The sequence below is a fragment of the Pseudomonas sp. Leaf48 genome (assembly GCF_001421885.1).
In the GTDB taxonomy this organism is placed as follows: Bacteria; Pseudomonadota; Gammaproteobacteria; order Pseudomonadales; family Pseudomonadaceae; genus Aquipseudomonas.
Map to the genome: position 1 here is coordinate 292,940 of NZ_LMLH01000023.1, position 15,595 is coordinate 308,534.

The 15,595-nt window shown below is 55.7% G+C and carries 11 protein-coding genes and 1 pseudogene; 4 read left to right on the top strand and 8 right to left on the bottom strand.

Features of this window, described 5'->3' with window-relative positions; translation table 11 throughout:
• The first annotated feature begins 108 nt into the window (after positions 1–108).
• Positions 109–1,283 (top strand): annotated as a pseudogene (locus ASE98_RS15465) (ATP-binding protein).
• A gap of 13 nt (positions 1,284–1,296) precedes the next feature.
• Here the strand turns inward: ASE98_RS15465 and ASE98_RS15470 are convergent.
• The 4 genes from ASE98_RS15470 to ASE98_RS15485 all read right to left on the bottom strand — a co-directional run bounded on the left by ASE98_RS15470 (position 1,297) and on the right by ASE98_RS15485 (position 6,153).
• On the bottom strand, positions 1,297–3,870 hold the full coding sequence (locus ASE98_RS15470) for a bifunctional diguanylate cyclase/phosphodiesterase (RefSeq protein WP_060542207.1): 2,574 nt from the start codon (positions 3,868–3,870) through the stop codon (positions 1,297–1,299).
• Between the two features lie 436 nt (positions 3,871–4,306).
• Positions 4,307–4,864, bottom strand: a complete 558-nt coding sequence (locus ASE98_RS26955; RefSeq protein WP_177336976.1) for a hypothetical protein — start codon at positions 4,862–4,864, stop codon at positions 4,307–4,309.
• Between the two features lie 170 nt (positions 4,865–5,034).
• Positions 5,035–5,505 carry an anti-virulence regulator CigR family protein gene (locus tag ASE98_RS15480; protein ID WP_060542209.1) on the bottom strand — a complete coding sequence of 157 codons (471 nt, stop codon included), beginning with the start codon at positions 5,503–5,505 and terminating at the stop codon, positions 5,035–5,037.
• 150 nt (positions 5,506–5,655) lie between these two features.
• On the bottom strand, positions 5,656–6,153 hold the full coding sequence (locus ASE98_RS15485; RefSeq protein ID WP_060542210.1) for a signal peptidase II: 498 nt from the start codon (positions 6,151–6,153) through the stop codon (positions 5,656–5,658).
• Positions 6,154–6,398: 245 nt separating this feature from the next.
• On the opposite strand from ASE98_RS15485, the gene ASE98_RS15490 reads away from it, so the two are divergent.
• Entirely contained in the window at positions 6,399–8,525 is a 2,127-nt protein-coding gene (locus ASE98_RS15490; protein WP_060542211.1) for a TonB-dependent receptor family protein, read from the top strand.
• Between the two features lie 116 nt (positions 8,526–8,641).
• Positions 8,642–9,484 carry a glutathione-dependent disulfide-bond oxidoreductase gene (yghU, locus tag ASE98_RS15495; protein ID WP_060542212.1) on the top strand — a complete coding sequence of 281 codons (843 nt, stop codon included), beginning with the start codon at positions 8,642–8,644 and terminating at the stop codon, positions 9,482–9,484.
• A 129-nt stretch (positions 9,485–9,613) separates the two neighbouring features.
• Here yghU and ASE98_RS15500 read toward each other — a convergent pair whose 3' ends face one another.
• The 4 genes from ASE98_RS15500 to ASE98_RS15515 form a co-directional block, all read right to left on the bottom strand.
• Positions 9,614–10,993 (bottom strand): OprD family outer membrane porin, encoded by a 1,380-nt coding sequence (locus ASE98_RS15500; RefSeq protein ID WP_060542213.1) that lies wholly within the window; start codon positions 10,991–10,993, stop codon positions 9,614–9,616.
• Positions 10,994–11,230: 237 nt separating this feature from the next.
• A complete protein-coding gene (locus ASE98_RS15505; protein ID WP_082457560.1) occupies positions 11,231–12,553 on the bottom strand; it encodes an MFS transporter in 1,323 nt (440 codons plus the stop codon).
• Positions 12,554–12,618: 65 nt separating this feature from the next.
• Positions 12,619–13,686 (bottom strand): M14 family metallopeptidase, encoded by a 1,068-nt coding sequence (locus tag ASE98_RS15510; RefSeq protein ID WP_060542215.1) that lies wholly within the window; start codon positions 13,684–13,686, stop codon positions 12,619–12,621.
• 14 nt (positions 13,687–13,700) lie between these two features.
• Complete coding sequence (locus tag ASE98_RS15515; RefSeq protein WP_060542216.1) at positions 13,701–14,501, bottom strand: gamma-glutamyl-gamma-aminobutyrate hydrolase family protein; 801 nt, start codon at positions 14,499–14,501, stop codon at positions 13,701–13,703.
• A 113-nt stretch (positions 14,502–14,614) separates the two neighbouring features.
• On the opposite strand from ASE98_RS15515, the gene ASE98_RS15520 reads away from it, so the two are divergent.
• Positions 14,615–15,547: a LysR family transcriptional regulator gene (locus ASE98_RS15520; protein ID WP_060542217.1), complete on the top strand. Its 933-nt coding sequence runs from the start codon at positions 14,615–14,617 to the stop codon at positions 15,545–15,547.
• The last annotated feature ends 48 nt before the right edge of the window (positions 15,548–15,595 follow it).

The window sequence follows — 15,595 nt, forward strand, 5'->3', positions numbered from 1 at the left end:
GCCTGGATAAAGGACGCCAATTGCACGTTATGGCCAAGTATTAAGGCTGCTTGTACAGGTGGGGGCTATAATTTTGAAATATCGCCCTCCCATTGTTCTGTGATCCCTATGCCGGAAGATTACGAGTCGAAACCCGGTTCTGAAGTTCTCTTCGACGAAGCTGAATGTGGCGTGCTGCTTACCGCAGAAAATGGCCAGATCGCCCAGGTCAACCTGACTTTCTGCCGCTGGTTAGGCTACCGGCGAGAAGAGTTGCTCGGCCGGCACATTCAGGACCTGATGAGCATGGAGGGAGGACATTTCATAAGACGTACTGGGCGCCCCTGATGCAGATACAGGGCGTTGTTGCTGACGTAAAGTTCGATCTGACCCACTACAACGGACATTCCATGGCGATGATGCTCAGCGCCATCGCGTGTGAGCATTCTCAAGGCATATTTCATGAGATGACGTTGTTCAAAGCCGCGGACAGGCAAAGATACGAACGCGAGCTGCTCAATGCCCGAATGCTTGCCGATAGACATTTGGCCAAGCACCTCAAGGACCAGCGCGTACTGGATCTGACCCAGGATAAATTGCGCATCACCTATGCGGCGGCTGAGGACAGAGCCCTGTTCGCCGAGCAACTCATCGGGATTGTCAGCCATGACCTGCGCAACCCCTTGTCGGCCATAAAAATGGCGACGGAACTGTTGGGTCGCCGGGAGCTGGATGCCAAGCAAGTGCAAATACTGGGACACATCAGCCATTCGGCCGATCGCGCTCAGCGTCTGGTTGCCGACCTGCTGGATTTTACCTTGACGCAGGTTGGCCGAGGTATTGCCGTCGTACCCAAACCAGTCGATTTACACGAATTGGTGGCTGACTGCCTGGAGGAGTTGAGCCTGGCTTTTCCCGGGCATAAGTTGACCCATCTGCGCCATGGGCAAGGCGCCTTTACTGCCGACAGTGATCGGCTCTACCAGCTCATTGGCAACCTGGTCGCCAACGCATTTGCCTACGGCGCCAGCGAGAGTGAAGTCACCGTGTCCACTGCCTTTGAAGATCAAGCGCTGGTTATCACCGTGCACAATTTCGGCACGCCGATACCCAAGGTATTACTCAGGGATTTGTTTGAGCCGATGATCCGTGGCAGTCATGACAATGCAGAACTCAGAAGTGTCGGGTTGGGCCTGTTCATTGTTCGGGAGATCGCAAGAGCGCACCACGGTGATGTGGTCGTAGACTCTTCTCTCGCAGCCGGTACAACGTTCACGGCAACCTTTCCTCGTACCCTTGACTGACGTTGTACGCAGTTTATGCCTTCTGTATTTCGCCGACGCCTGCCAAGGCGTCGAACGCATCGCTATCCAGCGGCCGGCTGAGGAAATAGCCCTGACCTTCGTCACAGGAAACCGTTTTGAGCAAACTCAGTTGTTCGGCCGTTTCAATGCCTTCTGCCGTCACCGTCAGCGCCAAGGCGCGCCCCAAGCCCACGATAGCCTGGATGATGGCCCTGTCGTCCTCGCTTTGATCGAGCCGGCTCAAAAAGCTGCGGTCTATTTTCAGGCCGTCGAAAGGAAAAGCGCGCAGATAGCTCAACGAGGAGTATCCCGTTCCGAAATCATCCATGGCGATGCGTACGCCGAGGCGTTTGAGGGTACGCATCAGCTCCAGGGCGCCAGTGGCGTCTTCGAGCATCACGCTTTCAGTAACTTCCAGCTCTACCCGGGCGGGGTCGATGGCCGAGTCCACCAGTGCTTTCTGAATACGCTCGACCAGATCGCCGCGCTTGAATTCGGTAGGTGACAGGTTGACCGACACGAACAGGTTTTGCGGCCAGCGCGAAGCGCAATCGCAGGCGGTATTGATCACCCAGTTGCTCAAGGAAAGTATCAGCCCGGATTCTTCGGCAATCGGGATAAAAGTGTCGGGAGGTATCAGGCCCCGCTCAGGGTGCTGCCAGCGTACCAGCGCTTCGGCACCCACCATGCGACCGTCAGCGATACGGTAGCGCGGCTGGAAGTGCAGGCGCAGCTGTCCGTCCTTGATCGCGAAACGCAGGTCGTTTTCCAGGCGGCGACGCTCGATGATCCTGGTGTTCATATCGCCTGCATAGAAGCGCCAAGTGTTACGGCCGGCAGACTTGGCCTCGTACAGTGCAATATCGGCATAGCGCAGTAATTCCGCCGCCTCGCAAGCATCATTCGGCGCCATCGCGATGCCAATGCTTGCGCTGACAAACACTTGCTGCTGATCAATCTCTATCGGCCGTTCAACCGACTCGATCAGGCGACGGCACAGTGCCTCGACCTCATCCTGGGAACTCACGTCTGTGAGTATCAGGACAAACTCGTCCCCGCCAACCCGGGCCACAAGGTCGCCGTGACGCACGCACTCGGCCAGGCAACTCGACACTTCATTGAGCACCAGATCCCCCGCGGCATGTCCGAGCAAATCATTGACCGGTTTAAAACGATCGAGGTCCAGGCAGAGCATGACCAGAGGTTGTTCCGGCGTCGGCAAGGCCTTGAGTTTACCGTCGAGAAACTCCTGCAGACGTGTTCTGTTGGGCAGTCCGGTCAGGGCATCATGCTGGGAGAGAAATTCAATACGCCGACGGGCTTCGACTTCCTCGGTGACATCCGTTGCGGTACCTCGAAAGCCTGTGTCTGACATATTCCTGGCCGAGATACGCGTGATTCGTTCGCGGCCTGCGCTATCAATGTAGCGGCACTGCAGGCTGATATCCTGGCGGCGATTGGGAATGCTCAGCCACTGAGTTAATGACCCAGGTTCCGTGCCTAGCAAATCATCGATTGGCGCCCCTATCCAGGCGATCCTGGAGAGCCCGGTCACATCGTCAAATCGATCGGATAAATAGGTGAAACGACCCTGGGCATCTATTTCCCATACCCAGTCCGAGATGGCTTCAACGACGTCTCGAAAGCGCGCTTCGCTGATGGCCAGGGCGTCCTGACTGCGATGCAGCGATGTGTAACTGGCGTCCAGGGCAAGCGCGCTGGCGGTTGTGCGGCGCAAGATGGCCCAGGTCATCAGGCACACCAGCAGCGCGGCGATGCCAATCAACGGCAAGCCTACCCCCAGCAACCGCAGCCCGGGGCGGGAAGGACTCCAACGCAGACTGCCGGCTGCTCCGTTCTCACCCAGGGGCAGGAAATACGTCGCATCCCTTTCCTCAGGCGTGCCAACGTGCAGGCCGTCTACACCGAAATCCTGGCCCATCACCTGGAGTTTGGCGCTGTCGAGAAAGTCTACGAAAATCAGCACCGACGCTGGCCTGGCATCAGCCTCCACTGTCGGGTCGGTTCCGGGGGTAATGGCTGCAGCCGCCACCAGGGCGGGTACACCTGCAATATCGATGAAGGCGGTTATCGGTGTTTCTGCTTGCTCTCCTTCCCGAGCCTTCTCGAGAATCGGTGCAATGGACTGTTTGAGCCAGTCTGCGGCTGCAACACTGCTCAACTTGCCCTCGACCACCGAGTACACGGTGCGATTGTCATCGCTGACGACAAACACTCCCCGAAATCCAAAGTCAGGATAGAGCGAAGGCCCCAGGTTCTGTCGTACATAGGCCCAGTCAGGGTCAACCTGAACATGCAGGTACTTGTAGGTTTCACCCCAGAACGCGTAATCCTTGACGGTCGCGCGCACTGATTTTTCCAACGATTGCACAGCCTTTTTTGTGTAGAAGGCGCTTTCGACCTGTTCGGTATGGTCCAGGTCATTGGCCAGATAAACCAGTGAGCCGCTGGCTAGCACGAACACGCCAGCCAGTAACCCGAGAAACTTGAAGAGTGAGGCCCTTGCCAGCGACACACTTGAACGATTGGAGAGGGAGTTTTCAATAGAGGCGAAACTGTTCGGCATAATTTCCCGCAAGTCGTTGTGGCGAGTCGGATGTACAGCATGCAATCGGCTGCGTTAGCGGAAACATGAATAAGTTCATTTTTCCCTGACCGTGCATAACCCTCTGGCAAAGGTTAGACGAGGATTGCGCTTCCCACTCTAGGCATGAGAGAAATTTATGCTGGATATGAACAGTGACTGAAAGCGATTACAAACGGAGTGCTCTAACTGACGGCTGCAACTTGTGCGCAAGTATCAGAAGACGGGAGATGAAACGAGCTGTGCACCGTAATGGCGCCCTACCTTTGCCCGATTTTCTCCGGTAGTGCCTGACCTGCTGGGCAAGACAGGCACCAGATCTTCGGGAGGTTCGATTACGAAGCACCTGAAGAAGATCGAACTGAACTCAGGCCTGGGTCAGGCCTGAGTTCAGTTTTTTGTACTTTGCCATCAGCTGTTATGGATAGCTGGTACGACTTTTAGAGACTGGCGTTCCGGCTTTGCTCAACCCCTTGGAGTTGTGATCTCCTGGCGTCGAGGCAGCAATAGCACTGGCTTTGCTCACGCCGCGAGTATCTTTGGAGTGTGCGATGCCCGAAGTCGTTGTGCCATGGCCGCGGTCACTGTTGCGTTCACTGCCGTAGTGATTCCCGCTTTCACCATGATCGCGAACGGCCTTGCCCGCATGATCACTACTCAGTCCGTTGCCTCGACCGTTACTGTCAGCCTTGCCGGAGTGGCCTGAACCGCTATGGCCGCCGCCTGCGCCGCTGCCGTGGCCACCGCCAACGCCACCGCCACCGCCGTGACCGCCACCGCCACCGCCACCGCCACCACCACCACCACCACCACCACCACCACCACCACCACCACCACCACCACCACCACCACCACCACCTCCATCCTTGGCAGAGGCAGAGCTCATGATGGACAGATCAGCAGGTAGTAGTGGAGCGGCTGCAAGCATCAGGGTGCACGACAATACTGCAACGAAACTCTTGTTATATAAAAGCATGATAGCTTCCATGGGTTGATATCTCATGCCATAAGACTCACCAAGTCCCGGCTAGTTCAGGTCTGGCGACAGATGGAATGCAATGCACCCTGCCCCGATAAACAAGTTGCAAAAGAGGCGAACAAGGATGGTGTTTAATAGTTGAGCTGTTCGCATTCGCAATTCAAATATTAATCAAAGGCACCATTGAGAACTTCGTAAATGAGCCCGGTGGCCAGCGCTACCAGTATCAGGTCGGTGCCCGCCTGCTGCCATTCGTAGCCCTCATAACGAGGCAAGGTGCCGATCAGGCGACCGTCCAGTTTTTTCGCGATACCTGGTGGAAGAGGTTTGCCTCGCGCGAGGTTTTTTTGAATGCCCGGTGGCAATGCCGGGCCGGGGCTCCAGTAGTCCCGATGGGTGCCGACAATCCCCAGGATGCTGCCGTGATTGATGCTGGGACCATGACTCCAATCACTGTCCCCGGAGTTCTTGCCGCTGTTGCCCTGACCGCCCTGATTGCCATGAGCCTGGCTGTTGTGCGGATGCGCCTTGCCGTTTCCCTGGCCCTTTCCATTACCTTGATCAGCTAATGCAGTCGCTGAACCGCAGACTAGCGCAAGGCTTGTAACCGCTGCGATCAATGCACGAGATTTGAACATGGGTCGTTCCTTCATCGTGGTGAGTGATTACTATGCACTTTAGACGCAAGCGATGATATCGGCTGGATATCCCCCACCCGCTACCTCTCATGGACTGGAGCGTGGTCAGACGGCAAAGTGATCGCGGGCATCTGAGCAGGAGCGCTTTTGTTACTTGCGCCTGGCTGCTCTCAGCTCATCCAATAGCAACACACCGGCCCCTGCCATAATGGCGATGTCAGCAATATTGAACACACCGGTGTGCAAGGGTCCGAGGTTGAGGATCAGGTAGTCGACCACGTGCCCCTCACGAAACACCCGATCGATCAGATTGGATGCACCACCCAGCGCAATCAAATAGACGGCTGCCGCCCTGACAGGAACCGTCGCCCAACGTGCCAACGCCCACCCGGTAGCCCAGACAACAACGACGGCCACGCCGACAATAAAGATCATCTGTTTAACCCCGGGTGCCAACCCCGCACCCAGGCTCAGAAAGGCGCCCGGGTTCAAGCTCAAGGCGATATCGAGCCAGGCGAAGCTGCCGCCAATCCTGAAACTGTCAGATTGCAGGGAAACCAGTGCCTGTACCTTGACCCACTGCTCCACAGCAATGAATCCCAGGCCAATCAGTACCGCAAAAAGCCGACTTCTCATTACCGCTTCCATGAACAGTCCTTTTATCCATTCATAACCAGTACGCAACGGTGGCCGCCTTGTTCGGCAGCGGCGGCAAAATAGCCCAGCCTGCTTGCCAGGTCTACCGCCAGAAGTTTTGCCAGCCACGCAGGTTTTGGTCAATCGCAACGTCGGCCGGCACTTGCACACAAAAAAAGACAAATCGCCATGTGTTTCCTTGGTATTTTCCTGCGTCGCACTTTTCACTGCCCGTTCCCGTACGTTTGGAGTCCTTGATGCCCTCGCCTAAATCCCTGCCCGCTGCTCTGCTGGGCCTGGCCCTTGTCTATCCGGCCATGGCTGGCGCTGAAGGCCTGGAGCTGGGGCAAGTGCTGATTGGTGCAGAGGATTTGAGCGACGAAGACCAGCAGATCGAGGACGCCAGAGCCCGGCTTGCGCAGGTGCCTGGTGGCACCAATGTGGTCGACATGCGCCGTCCCTTGCAGGGTCGCGTGGCCAGCAACCAGGATGTGCTGGCTTACCAGCCCGGCGTTTACGCCCAGTCGGCGGGTAATGAGGGCGTGAAAATCTCGATCCGCGGTTCGGGTATCAACCGGGCTCCGGGTGCCCATGCCTCGGGCCTGTACAGCATGCTCGACGGTCTGCCGCTGACTGGCCCGGGCGGTACGCCCTATGAGTTGCTGGAGCCGCTGTGGCTCGAGCGCGTGGAAGTGCTGCGCGGCGCCAACGGTTTTGACAGGGGCGCCCTGGGTTTGGGTGGAGCCATCGACTACATCAGCCACACGGGCTACGACTCGGCAAAGTTGCAAGTGCGCTACGCGATGGGCAGCCACGGCTATCAGCAGCGCCAGGTCAGCTCCGGGCAGGTGCTGGGCGACTTCGATTATTACCTGGCCATGACCGATGCAAATTCCGATGGCTACCAGGACCACACCGCCAGTGAGAGCCAGGGGGTGATCGCCAACTTCGGTTATCGTTTCAACCCGAACCTTGAGACCCGCTTCTACCTGCGCCACCGCCAGACCGACAATGACCTCGCCGGACGGGTGACCAAGCGCTCAATCGAACACGACCCAAAGGCGGCCAACCCCGCCTACGTGGCGCGGGACGACAGCCGCGACCAGCCCGGCAGCACTTTTATCGGCAACAAGACCACCTACTACATCGATGACGATTCCAGTATCCAGACCGGCCTTGTCTACCATGACTACCCAATGGATTTACGCGAAGGTCCCAACCGTCTGAAGGTGGCGTACACAGACGTCAGCGGCACCTTCGACTACAAACGGCGCGACACGCTCTGGGGTTTGCAAAGCCAGAGCTCTGCGGGCCTGCGAGTGACGAAACACCTGCCCAATTCCGGCGCCAGCGAGTTCGTGCGCATCCCCACCGGCAATACCGCAGGCTATGCGCCGGGCACGCTCATGCGCAACTTCACCTACCAGGGCTCGGACACGGTCCTGCATGTAGGCAATGACCTGGAGATCGCGGACGACCTGTGGCTGACCACTGGCCTGGCGGCTATCTACACCCGCCGTGAAAGTGACGTGACCTATCCGCAGAGTGGCGGCAAGACCAGCCTGCACGACTGGGACTACGCCCCGCGCGTAGGCCTGCGCTACCAACTGACACCAGACCTGCAATTGTTCGGCAATCTCAGTCGTTCGGTGGAGGCGCCGCACCCCTGGTCGCTGATCTACAGCTCCCACCTGCGCTTCCCCGCAGGCAGCGGACCCGCCACGGGCGCCCAGCGCCAACCGGTCGAACTGCAAAACCAGACGGCTACCACTCTGGAGCTTGGCGGCCGGGGCGACAGCACGCTGGGACAATGGAGCCTGGCTTGGTACTACGCCCAAGTACGGCACGAATTGCTCTCGGTATTGCCAGACGCCAACGCCACGACGCCCTATGAGCTCAACGCCAGCCCCACCGTGCACCAAGGTGTGGAAGCCAGCCTGCTGAGCAGCCTGTGGTCGGCGGGTGATGGCGGCCAACTGAGCCTGCGTCAGAGCTACACCTTCAGCGACTTCCACTACCGTGACGACGAGCGCTTTGGCGACAACCGCCTGCCCGGCCTGCCGATGCATTACTACCAGGGCGAACTGCGTTACGACTGGCCCCAGGGCTTCTTCGCCGGGATCAATACACAGTGGGTATCCAAGGTGGCCGTCGATTACGCCAACAGCTACTACGCCGACCCCTACGCGATATTCGGCGCGACCTTGGGCTATAACGCACCCAAGGGTGACTGGCAGACCTGGCTGGACATGCGCAACCTGACGGACAAGCACTACGCTGCCACTGTCACTCCAGGCTACGACGATAAAGGGCTGGATGCGGCACGGTCGACACCGGGTGAGGGGCTGGCCATGTATGTCGGGGTGTCGTGGAGCCTGCGTTGAAGCGCGCCGGGGTCAGCCAGGACTCGTAGAGCGGCACTGGTAATCCATTGGCCGAGCACTATCGTTGACCTGTATGGTCTATGGGATCACTACCGGCAAACGACAGGGTTCGTCTCATGAGCAAAGCGTCCTACAGTCCTCCCAGGGTCTGGAAACATATCGCTCCGTCTGGCGGCCAGTTCGCCAGCATCAACCGGCCAACGGCTGGACCGACCCACGACAAATCATTACCGCTGGGCTCGCATCCGTTGCAGCTTTATTCCCTGGCCACTCCCAACGGCGTGAAGGTGACCATCCTGCTGGAGGAGCTGTTGGCGCTTGGTCATAGGGGAGCGGAATACGACGCCTGGCTGATCCGCATCAGCGAGGGAGAACAGTTCTCCAGCGGCTTTGTCGAGATCAATCCGAACTCGAAGATCCCGGCATTGCTGGACCGCAGTACGGAACCGGCCACCCGCGTATTCGAGTCCGGCTCGATCCTGCTGTATCTGGCGGAAAAATTCGCGGCGTTTCTTCCCACCGATCTGGCAGGACGCACCGAAACCCTGAACTGGCTGTTCTGGCAAATGGGCGCGGCGCCTTATCTGGGTGGCGGCTTCGGGCATTTTTATGCCTATGCGCCAGAGAAGCTCGAGTACCCGATCAACCGCTTCACCATGGAAACCAAGCGTCAGCTGGACGTCCTCGATCGACGCCTGGCCGAGAGTCCGTACCTGGCCGGTGACAGCTATACCATCGCCGACATCGCAGTCTGGCCCTGGTACGGCCAACTGGTGCGAGACAACGTGTACTCGGCAGCCGAGTTTCTTTCAGCACACCAATACACCCACGTGCAGCGCTGGGCAGAAGAAATCGCCAAGCGGCCTGCGGTGATTCGCGGGCAGCGAGTCAACCGGACCTGGGGCGATGAGGCGAGCCAGGTGCCGGAACGGCATCGGGCCGAGGATCTGGAGGGATAACCGAGTACCCCCCTTTCCAACACGCAGCTGGAAGGGGGTGGTTTCGCTCAGGACGTTGCTATATGTGATTCACTTGCGCCGTCTGCAATACTGACGACAGAGGGTAAACCTGCGCCTTGGCATAATGATTCAAAACACATTGAACGGAATCATTGTAACCATGCGGAATTCCTTGACACTGCCATCGATCTCATTAGGCGTGGCGCGATGCGCTACATAACCTGCCTGAAAAGTACTGCTTTTCAGTGCGCCACTCTGAACAGTGTATGAAGTCAAAAGGCCTGACTCCTGATGCTTTTCACCGTCCAGTTTTCTCGCATTGTAGCTGCTGCCCTGATAGTGAGTACCATCAATGCCCCAGCCACGCACGTTATACAAATAAAGTGTGAAGCCCGGTAGACCGTACGGGGCAGTGTCCAGGAGATAGGCAAGCTGCACAGACTTTTCATTAGGCCCGTTATAATTGGACAAGAATGAGTTGGCCAGCGCCGTACCCTTGCTTTCATGGATATAGTCAAAGTATTCGTTACCATTGATCTGCTGCCACGCAAACAGCAAACCATGGGCACCGTGACTCATCTTCAACGACAAACTGTAAGCATCATTGTCGATGGGGCCCATTTTCGCCGAGCCCTGATCTGTGGTCTTGTAGTAGTTAAACGATGTATTCAAAGCCAGTGTGGCGCGATCTCCAGCACTGTGAGCAAAGCCGAAATAGTATTGATTCCAGAAATCTTCAACCTGGGTCGAATAAACGCTGGTTTTAAGACTTTTGGTTGGCGTGTAAGTAGCCCCCGCAATGTAGGCCTCGTCGCTCGATACACCGCGATTACCGTATTCGGATACGATTTTCGTGGTGCTTTGCTCCGAGCGCGGAGACACCTTGTCAAACGCACCCAGATCGAAACTCAAATTATTGAATTCAGCACTGTTCAGATTCACACCTTCGAAACTCGAAGGCAGTGCTCTGTTGGTGTTGTTGGCAATCATCGGCGTCAGCATATCCTGGCGGCCAACAGTCAACGTCGAGTTCGATACTCGCGCCTTGACGTTTGCCAGTCCCAGTTTACTCCACTGATCCACCGCATTGCCGTCACTGTCGGTCAGCGTCCGATTGCCACCACCTGCAATGCGCCCCTTTCCCTGTTCCAGAGCAATGGCGTTGTAGACAGCCATTTCAACGCCAAGACCAAACGCACCTTGAGTAAACCCGGAGCGATAGTCCAGGATCGTGCCCTGCACCCAGGTATCACGACGATCCGTCGTCTGCGGTGGACTACCATTTTTCTTGATGAAAAAGGTAGTTTCACGGTCGGTTTGTTCCTTGGACAGGAAATTTTTGGTTGAGCCCGACAACGACTGCCCGGCAATAAGGCCGGTGGCTTCGTCCTGGGCACTGCTGGATTTAAGCTGGGTGGCGATAAAATCCTGGTTGGCATTTTCAGCCAGGGCCGCTGGTGCCGCTACGAGGAAGAGCAAAGGTAAAACGGTACGCTGTATATAAATCATTTTTACCACCTAACGTTTTTATTATTAGATCAGGAATCAGTAAGTACAATCTTTTCAATAAAACCAATTACGCTGACACCCTGCAACTGGCGCCAGATTTTCCAGAAGACAAAACGAACATGCCAGATCAATGAGTTGAGCAATCTGTAACCCACAGCAAACCCATGCCTGTATGCAGACAAAAAACAGACAAACATGGAACTGCATCGTATTTGCTGTTCAACTACTCATGTCGAATTACTTTCGAACATCTATATTTTTTGACTCAGGCAGGAACAGCATGGCAAGCAAACTCACAACACTTATTGCAGCCAAATACCATGCCGGCGCCATTGGGCTGTTGGTCACGGCAATCAGCCAGGTCACGATAAACTGAGTGGTGCCGCCAAATATGGCTGTGCCCAGTGCATAAACCAGAGACAAACCCGTACTGCGCACTGCGATCGGCAACAATTCCGGAATTTGCACAAGCCCGGCGGTAGCGAACATTGCAGTCAGAGCGGCAATGACGGTATTTACCGTAAAGAGCGTGACCAAATCAGGTGCATTCACCAGCCACATGAAGAGAGGAACAATGGCAAGCGTCAAAATAACCCGGGGAATGAAGTTGGTAATCCTTCTTCCAAGGCGGTCGCTGAGCAAACCGCCCAACAGTGCAAAAACAAATGTAACCACACCGCCAACCAGAACACTTCCTTGGGCGATCGGCGCCGAAAGCTTGAGGACTTGCACAGCGTAACTGACCATGTAGTTGCCGATCTGCGACGCAACGCCAATAGACGCGAACAACAGAATACCCAGCACCAGTACTTTTTTATGATCGCGCAGCACGACGCCAACGATTTCAGTGCTGGTGCGCTCTTGCGCAGCCTCATGGGTTTCCGGTAACTCTCTACGCATGTAGATAACGATAGGAATCAGTACAAGGCTAAGGAGGAATGGGACGCGCCATCCCCAGGATTGCAGCTGTTCTGCACTCAACCACAGGGACAGGGTAACGCCCAGAACCCCACCCACTGCAACAGCGATCCCCTGACTTGCTATCTGCCAGCTGGAATAAAACCCACGGCGATGAGGCGGAGCTGCCTCAATCAGAAGCGACGTCGCAGGCCCCACTTCACCGCCAAGCGCCAAACCCTGTATCAAGCGACAAATAACGACAATGATCGGTGCGGCAACCCCGATCGACTGATAACTGGGGGTCATCGCCAGACCAATCGTACCAATCGTAATCAGTGCCACAGTGAGAATCATGGCAGGTTTACGCCCTGCCCGATCGGCGTATGCGCCAATCAGAATGCCGCCCAATGGGCGTGCAAAGAAACCAACGCCAAAAGTTGCAACAGCGGCCATCAAGCTGCCGTACTCGCCAGCTACCGGAAAAAACGCTTTGCCGATGTAAACAGCAAAATAGGCATAAATGACAAAATCATAAAACTCAAGAGCATTGCCAGCGACAGCCGCCGCAATCGCTTTTTTATTGATGCTTGCATGACCCACGGCGGTGTCAGTGCCTGAACAGCTCGCGTTGACCGTTTGGGATATTGTTGGATTATTCATATTATAATCATCAGGATAGTTAAAGTTTACAATCAACTGGCACTCTGACTGGCGCAGTCAAAATTCTAGACTGCGAGTCCATTAAGGGCCTGTACGACTGCCTGTTCCGCCTGCTGCCAAACCTTTAGCTGCCACTCGGACTCGTCCGGGTAGAAGGTGTCCTTGAGATGACTTGCTATCGCTGATCCCTGTGCTGTCATGCGCATTTCATGACGGTGAGCCCAATGATCGGCCCGAAGTGCAGTAATCACTCGTTCCAGAGGGTAGGTTCCGTACTCAAGACAAATGCCGATGTGTTTGGCGTTCATACACTCTTGAACGATTGCGGTCTGTATCGGGCCACTCATCGGTACACTGGTGGAAGTGCCTGTGTGTACATTGGTCAGTTCGCCCCACCAATCCTGTGCCATGCTGAAAATGCCATGATCATGACCGGCGAATATTTTTTCACCGTAACCATAGGGCCCGAGCCCGGTATGAATATCAATTGAAGCAATTACCTTTGTTTGCCCGGTGTACTTGCGCAGGATTTCTCTAAAGGTATCGTTGCTCCAGGTGGGCGCCTTGCCACCAAACCACATGCCATTTTCAGATGTGTATTGTCCTATGGACATGGCCTTTTGCAGGGCCTTGTCACCATGTTCCAGGCGATAGGTCTCTAATACTTCATCGCTCTCGGGCGGCCACTTGTGCGGAAGCAGGGCGTCATGAATCTGTTCGTAACCCGGGTTCTGCGGCAGGTTGGAACCAAAGTCGATAAAATTTCGATTCAGGTCGACGTTTTCCTGCGTTACGCGGCGCAGGTGCGAGAATCCAAACGGATTGATAGCGTGTACATACAGCACAGCCGTATCGTCAGGTTTTGGCAGTTCCAGCCTCAGCAAACCGGTTTGCACGGCCGAGCCGGTAAACCCTTCGACACCATGAACGCCACTGATGACCATAAGCATTCTGGAGGCGTCCAGCGGACCATCGACCACCACATCGGTGGCGAGCGCCTCACCCTCTGCACCTTTGAGTTGCAGTTCATAACTTTCGACCGCCAGGCCTCTAGAATGCGCAGCGCTCAGGAATTTTTCCCGCGATTGCGCGTAGGTCCGACTGAATAGTTGAGTTATTGTTTTGGTGTTCATTGGAATCTCGTTTTTCACTGACTTGCCTTGCACGATTGCGCGCGAATAATTGCTCGCTGTCGGCATGCAGCCCCAAAGGCCTCGAATATCCCTCGAGCCAGGTCGCTGTCCTCTACTCGCATCTCCGGATGCCACTGCACAGCCAAAGCAAAACCGGGTGCGCCTTCTACCGAGAAAGCTTCAATCAACCCGTCCGGGGCAATCGCTTCAACCTTCAATCCTTCGCCTAATCTCTCTACACCCTGGTGGTGCAGCGAATTCACCAGCACGTATTTTTCGGCACTTAGCACTGACAAAATTCCGCCAGAGATGATCTCGATCGAATGACAGTCCTCATACCAATCCTTGATGGGTCGGGTCTGATCACCCTCCCGATGGTCGATGGCCCCGGGTCTCTCGTGAACCGCGGCATTCAAGGTTCCCCCCCAGGCCACGTTCATTTCCTGAAACCCGCGGCAAATCCCCAGCACCGGGACACCCGCTGCAACGAGCATTTTGATCAGGGGTAAAACCGTCGCATCGCGGTCCAGGTCAAGCATTGCCCCCGGCGCAATCGATGTCTGTCCATATTGATGCGGGGAAACATTCGACGGGCTTCCCGTCAGCACGACGCCATCTACATGGGCGATCAAACTGGCGATATCGATCGCCGCTTCGTCAGCAGGCAGCGCCAGGGCCATCCCTCCGGATACCGATACCACCGCATCCACGTAGCCGTGCAATAGGGCATGTGCTTGATGACCGTAACGCTCCACGCGGTCGGCGGCGATAGCTACCAGTGGCTTGACTGGCGAGAGGGGCAATGCGTTGGTCATGAATTTGTACTTGTATTTGTGTGTATGGCCCGAGTGTAGGAGCCAGCTTTATTTAGGTAAATTGCAATTATCCGCTTATTATCTTGCAGATATTGCAACTGGAGATCTCACACATGAACACCCGGCAGCTTCACCATTTTGTGGCGGTTATGGATACCGGGTCGCTCAGCGCTGCTGCCGAGGCTGTCCACTTGAGCCTCCCGGCGCTGTCGCGCAGCCTCAAAGCTCTGGAAGACGAGCTCCGTGTATCGCTTTTTGATAGAAGTAACCGGCGCTTGCGCCCGACTCCTTACGCACTCGAGTACCTGGATCGAGCGCGCCGCATCGTCTTTGACGAGCGCGAGGGTGCGCGGGCATTGAGTCTCATGAAGAACGGTGCCTATGGGCCACTGGCGTTGGGGCTCGGATCCTCCCTGGCGGTAGACCTGCTCGCGCCCTTGATCAACGAATTGATTTCCAATGGCCCTAATCTGAGGGTTCAGGCTCAGGTCGAAAGCACCGATGTTTTGCTGGATTCACTGCGCAGGGAAAAACTTGATTTCTTCGTTGGCGACGTCAGCGCGGCGGCGAGTTCGGCGGATCTGTTGGCCGAGCCATTATATAAATGCACTTACGGCTGGTTTGTAAGGCATGATCATCCGCTTGCCGGAAAAAAGAAAATTACAATCAGCGAACTGGAACATTACCCCATCATTGGATCTGGTTACATTAGCGGTACCTTAGCCTACAAGATTTCTCAGCTGTACGGCTGGCAACTACCTCTTGAAAAAAACTTCTCCGTCAATATAAACAATCTGGAAACTATCCATAAACTCCTCTCCTCCTCCAACATGATCTCGCCCTCAACCTACAACGCAATGCTGCAACCACTGAAGAGCAAAGCCGTTGTAGCCCTTGACGTGTACCCAAAACTTGATCTGGACATGACGCTGGGAATCGTACGATTGGCGCTGCGTACCCTGGTGCCTTCAACAGAACAGGCTTTTGGGATAATAAGAAATTATTTTGTCGAGATAGAAAAGGAAGTAGCTGAATACGCTTTGTAGTTGCCGGCATTGACCGTATCTTACTGCCGCACATGTCACAGGCATCGA

Excerpts from the sequence above, each read along its gene's own strand:
- ASE98_RS15470 (WP_060542207.1), bottom strand. The coding sequence starts at position 3,870 with ATGCCGAACAGTTTCGCCTCTATTGAAAACTCCCTCTCCAATCGTTCA.
- ASE98_RS26955 (WP_177336976.1), bottom strand. The coding sequence starts at position 4,864 with ATGCTTTTATATAACAAGAGTTTCGTTGCAGTATTGTCGTGCACCCTG.
- ASE98_RS15480 (WP_060542209.1), bottom strand. The coding sequence starts at position 5,505 with ATGTTCAAATCTCGTGCATTGATCGCAGCGGTTACAAGCCTTGCGCTA.
- ASE98_RS15485 (WP_060542210.1), bottom strand. The coding sequence starts at position 6,153 with ATGGAAGCGGTAATGAGAAGTCGGCTTTTTGCGGTACTGATTGGCCTG.
- ASE98_RS15490 (WP_060542211.1), top strand. The coding sequence starts at position 6,399 with ATGCCCTCGCCTAAATCCCTGCCCGCTGCTCTGCTGGGCCTGGCCCTT.
- yghU (WP_060542212.1), top strand. The coding sequence starts at position 8,642 with ATGAGCAAAGCGTCCTACAGTCCTCCCAGGGTCTGGAAACATATCGCT.
- ASE98_RS15500 (WP_060542213.1), bottom strand. The coding sequence starts at position 10,993 with ATGATTTATATACAGCGTACCGTTTTACCTTTGCTCTTCCTCGTAGCG.
- ASE98_RS15505 (WP_082457560.1), bottom strand. The coding sequence starts at position 12,553 with ATGAATAATCCAACAATATCCCAAACGGTCAACGCGAGCTGTTCAGGC.
- ASE98_RS15510 (WP_060542215.1), bottom strand. The coding sequence starts at position 13,686 with ATGAACACCAAAACAATAACTCAACTATTCAGTCGGACCTACGCGCAA.
- ASE98_RS15515 (WP_060542216.1), bottom strand. The coding sequence starts at position 14,501 with ATGACCAACGCATTGCCCCTCTCGCCAGTCAAGCCACTGGTAGCTATC.
- ASE98_RS15520 (WP_060542217.1), top strand. The coding sequence starts at position 14,615 with ATGAACACCCGGCAGCTTCACCATTTTGTGGCGGTTATGGATACCGGG.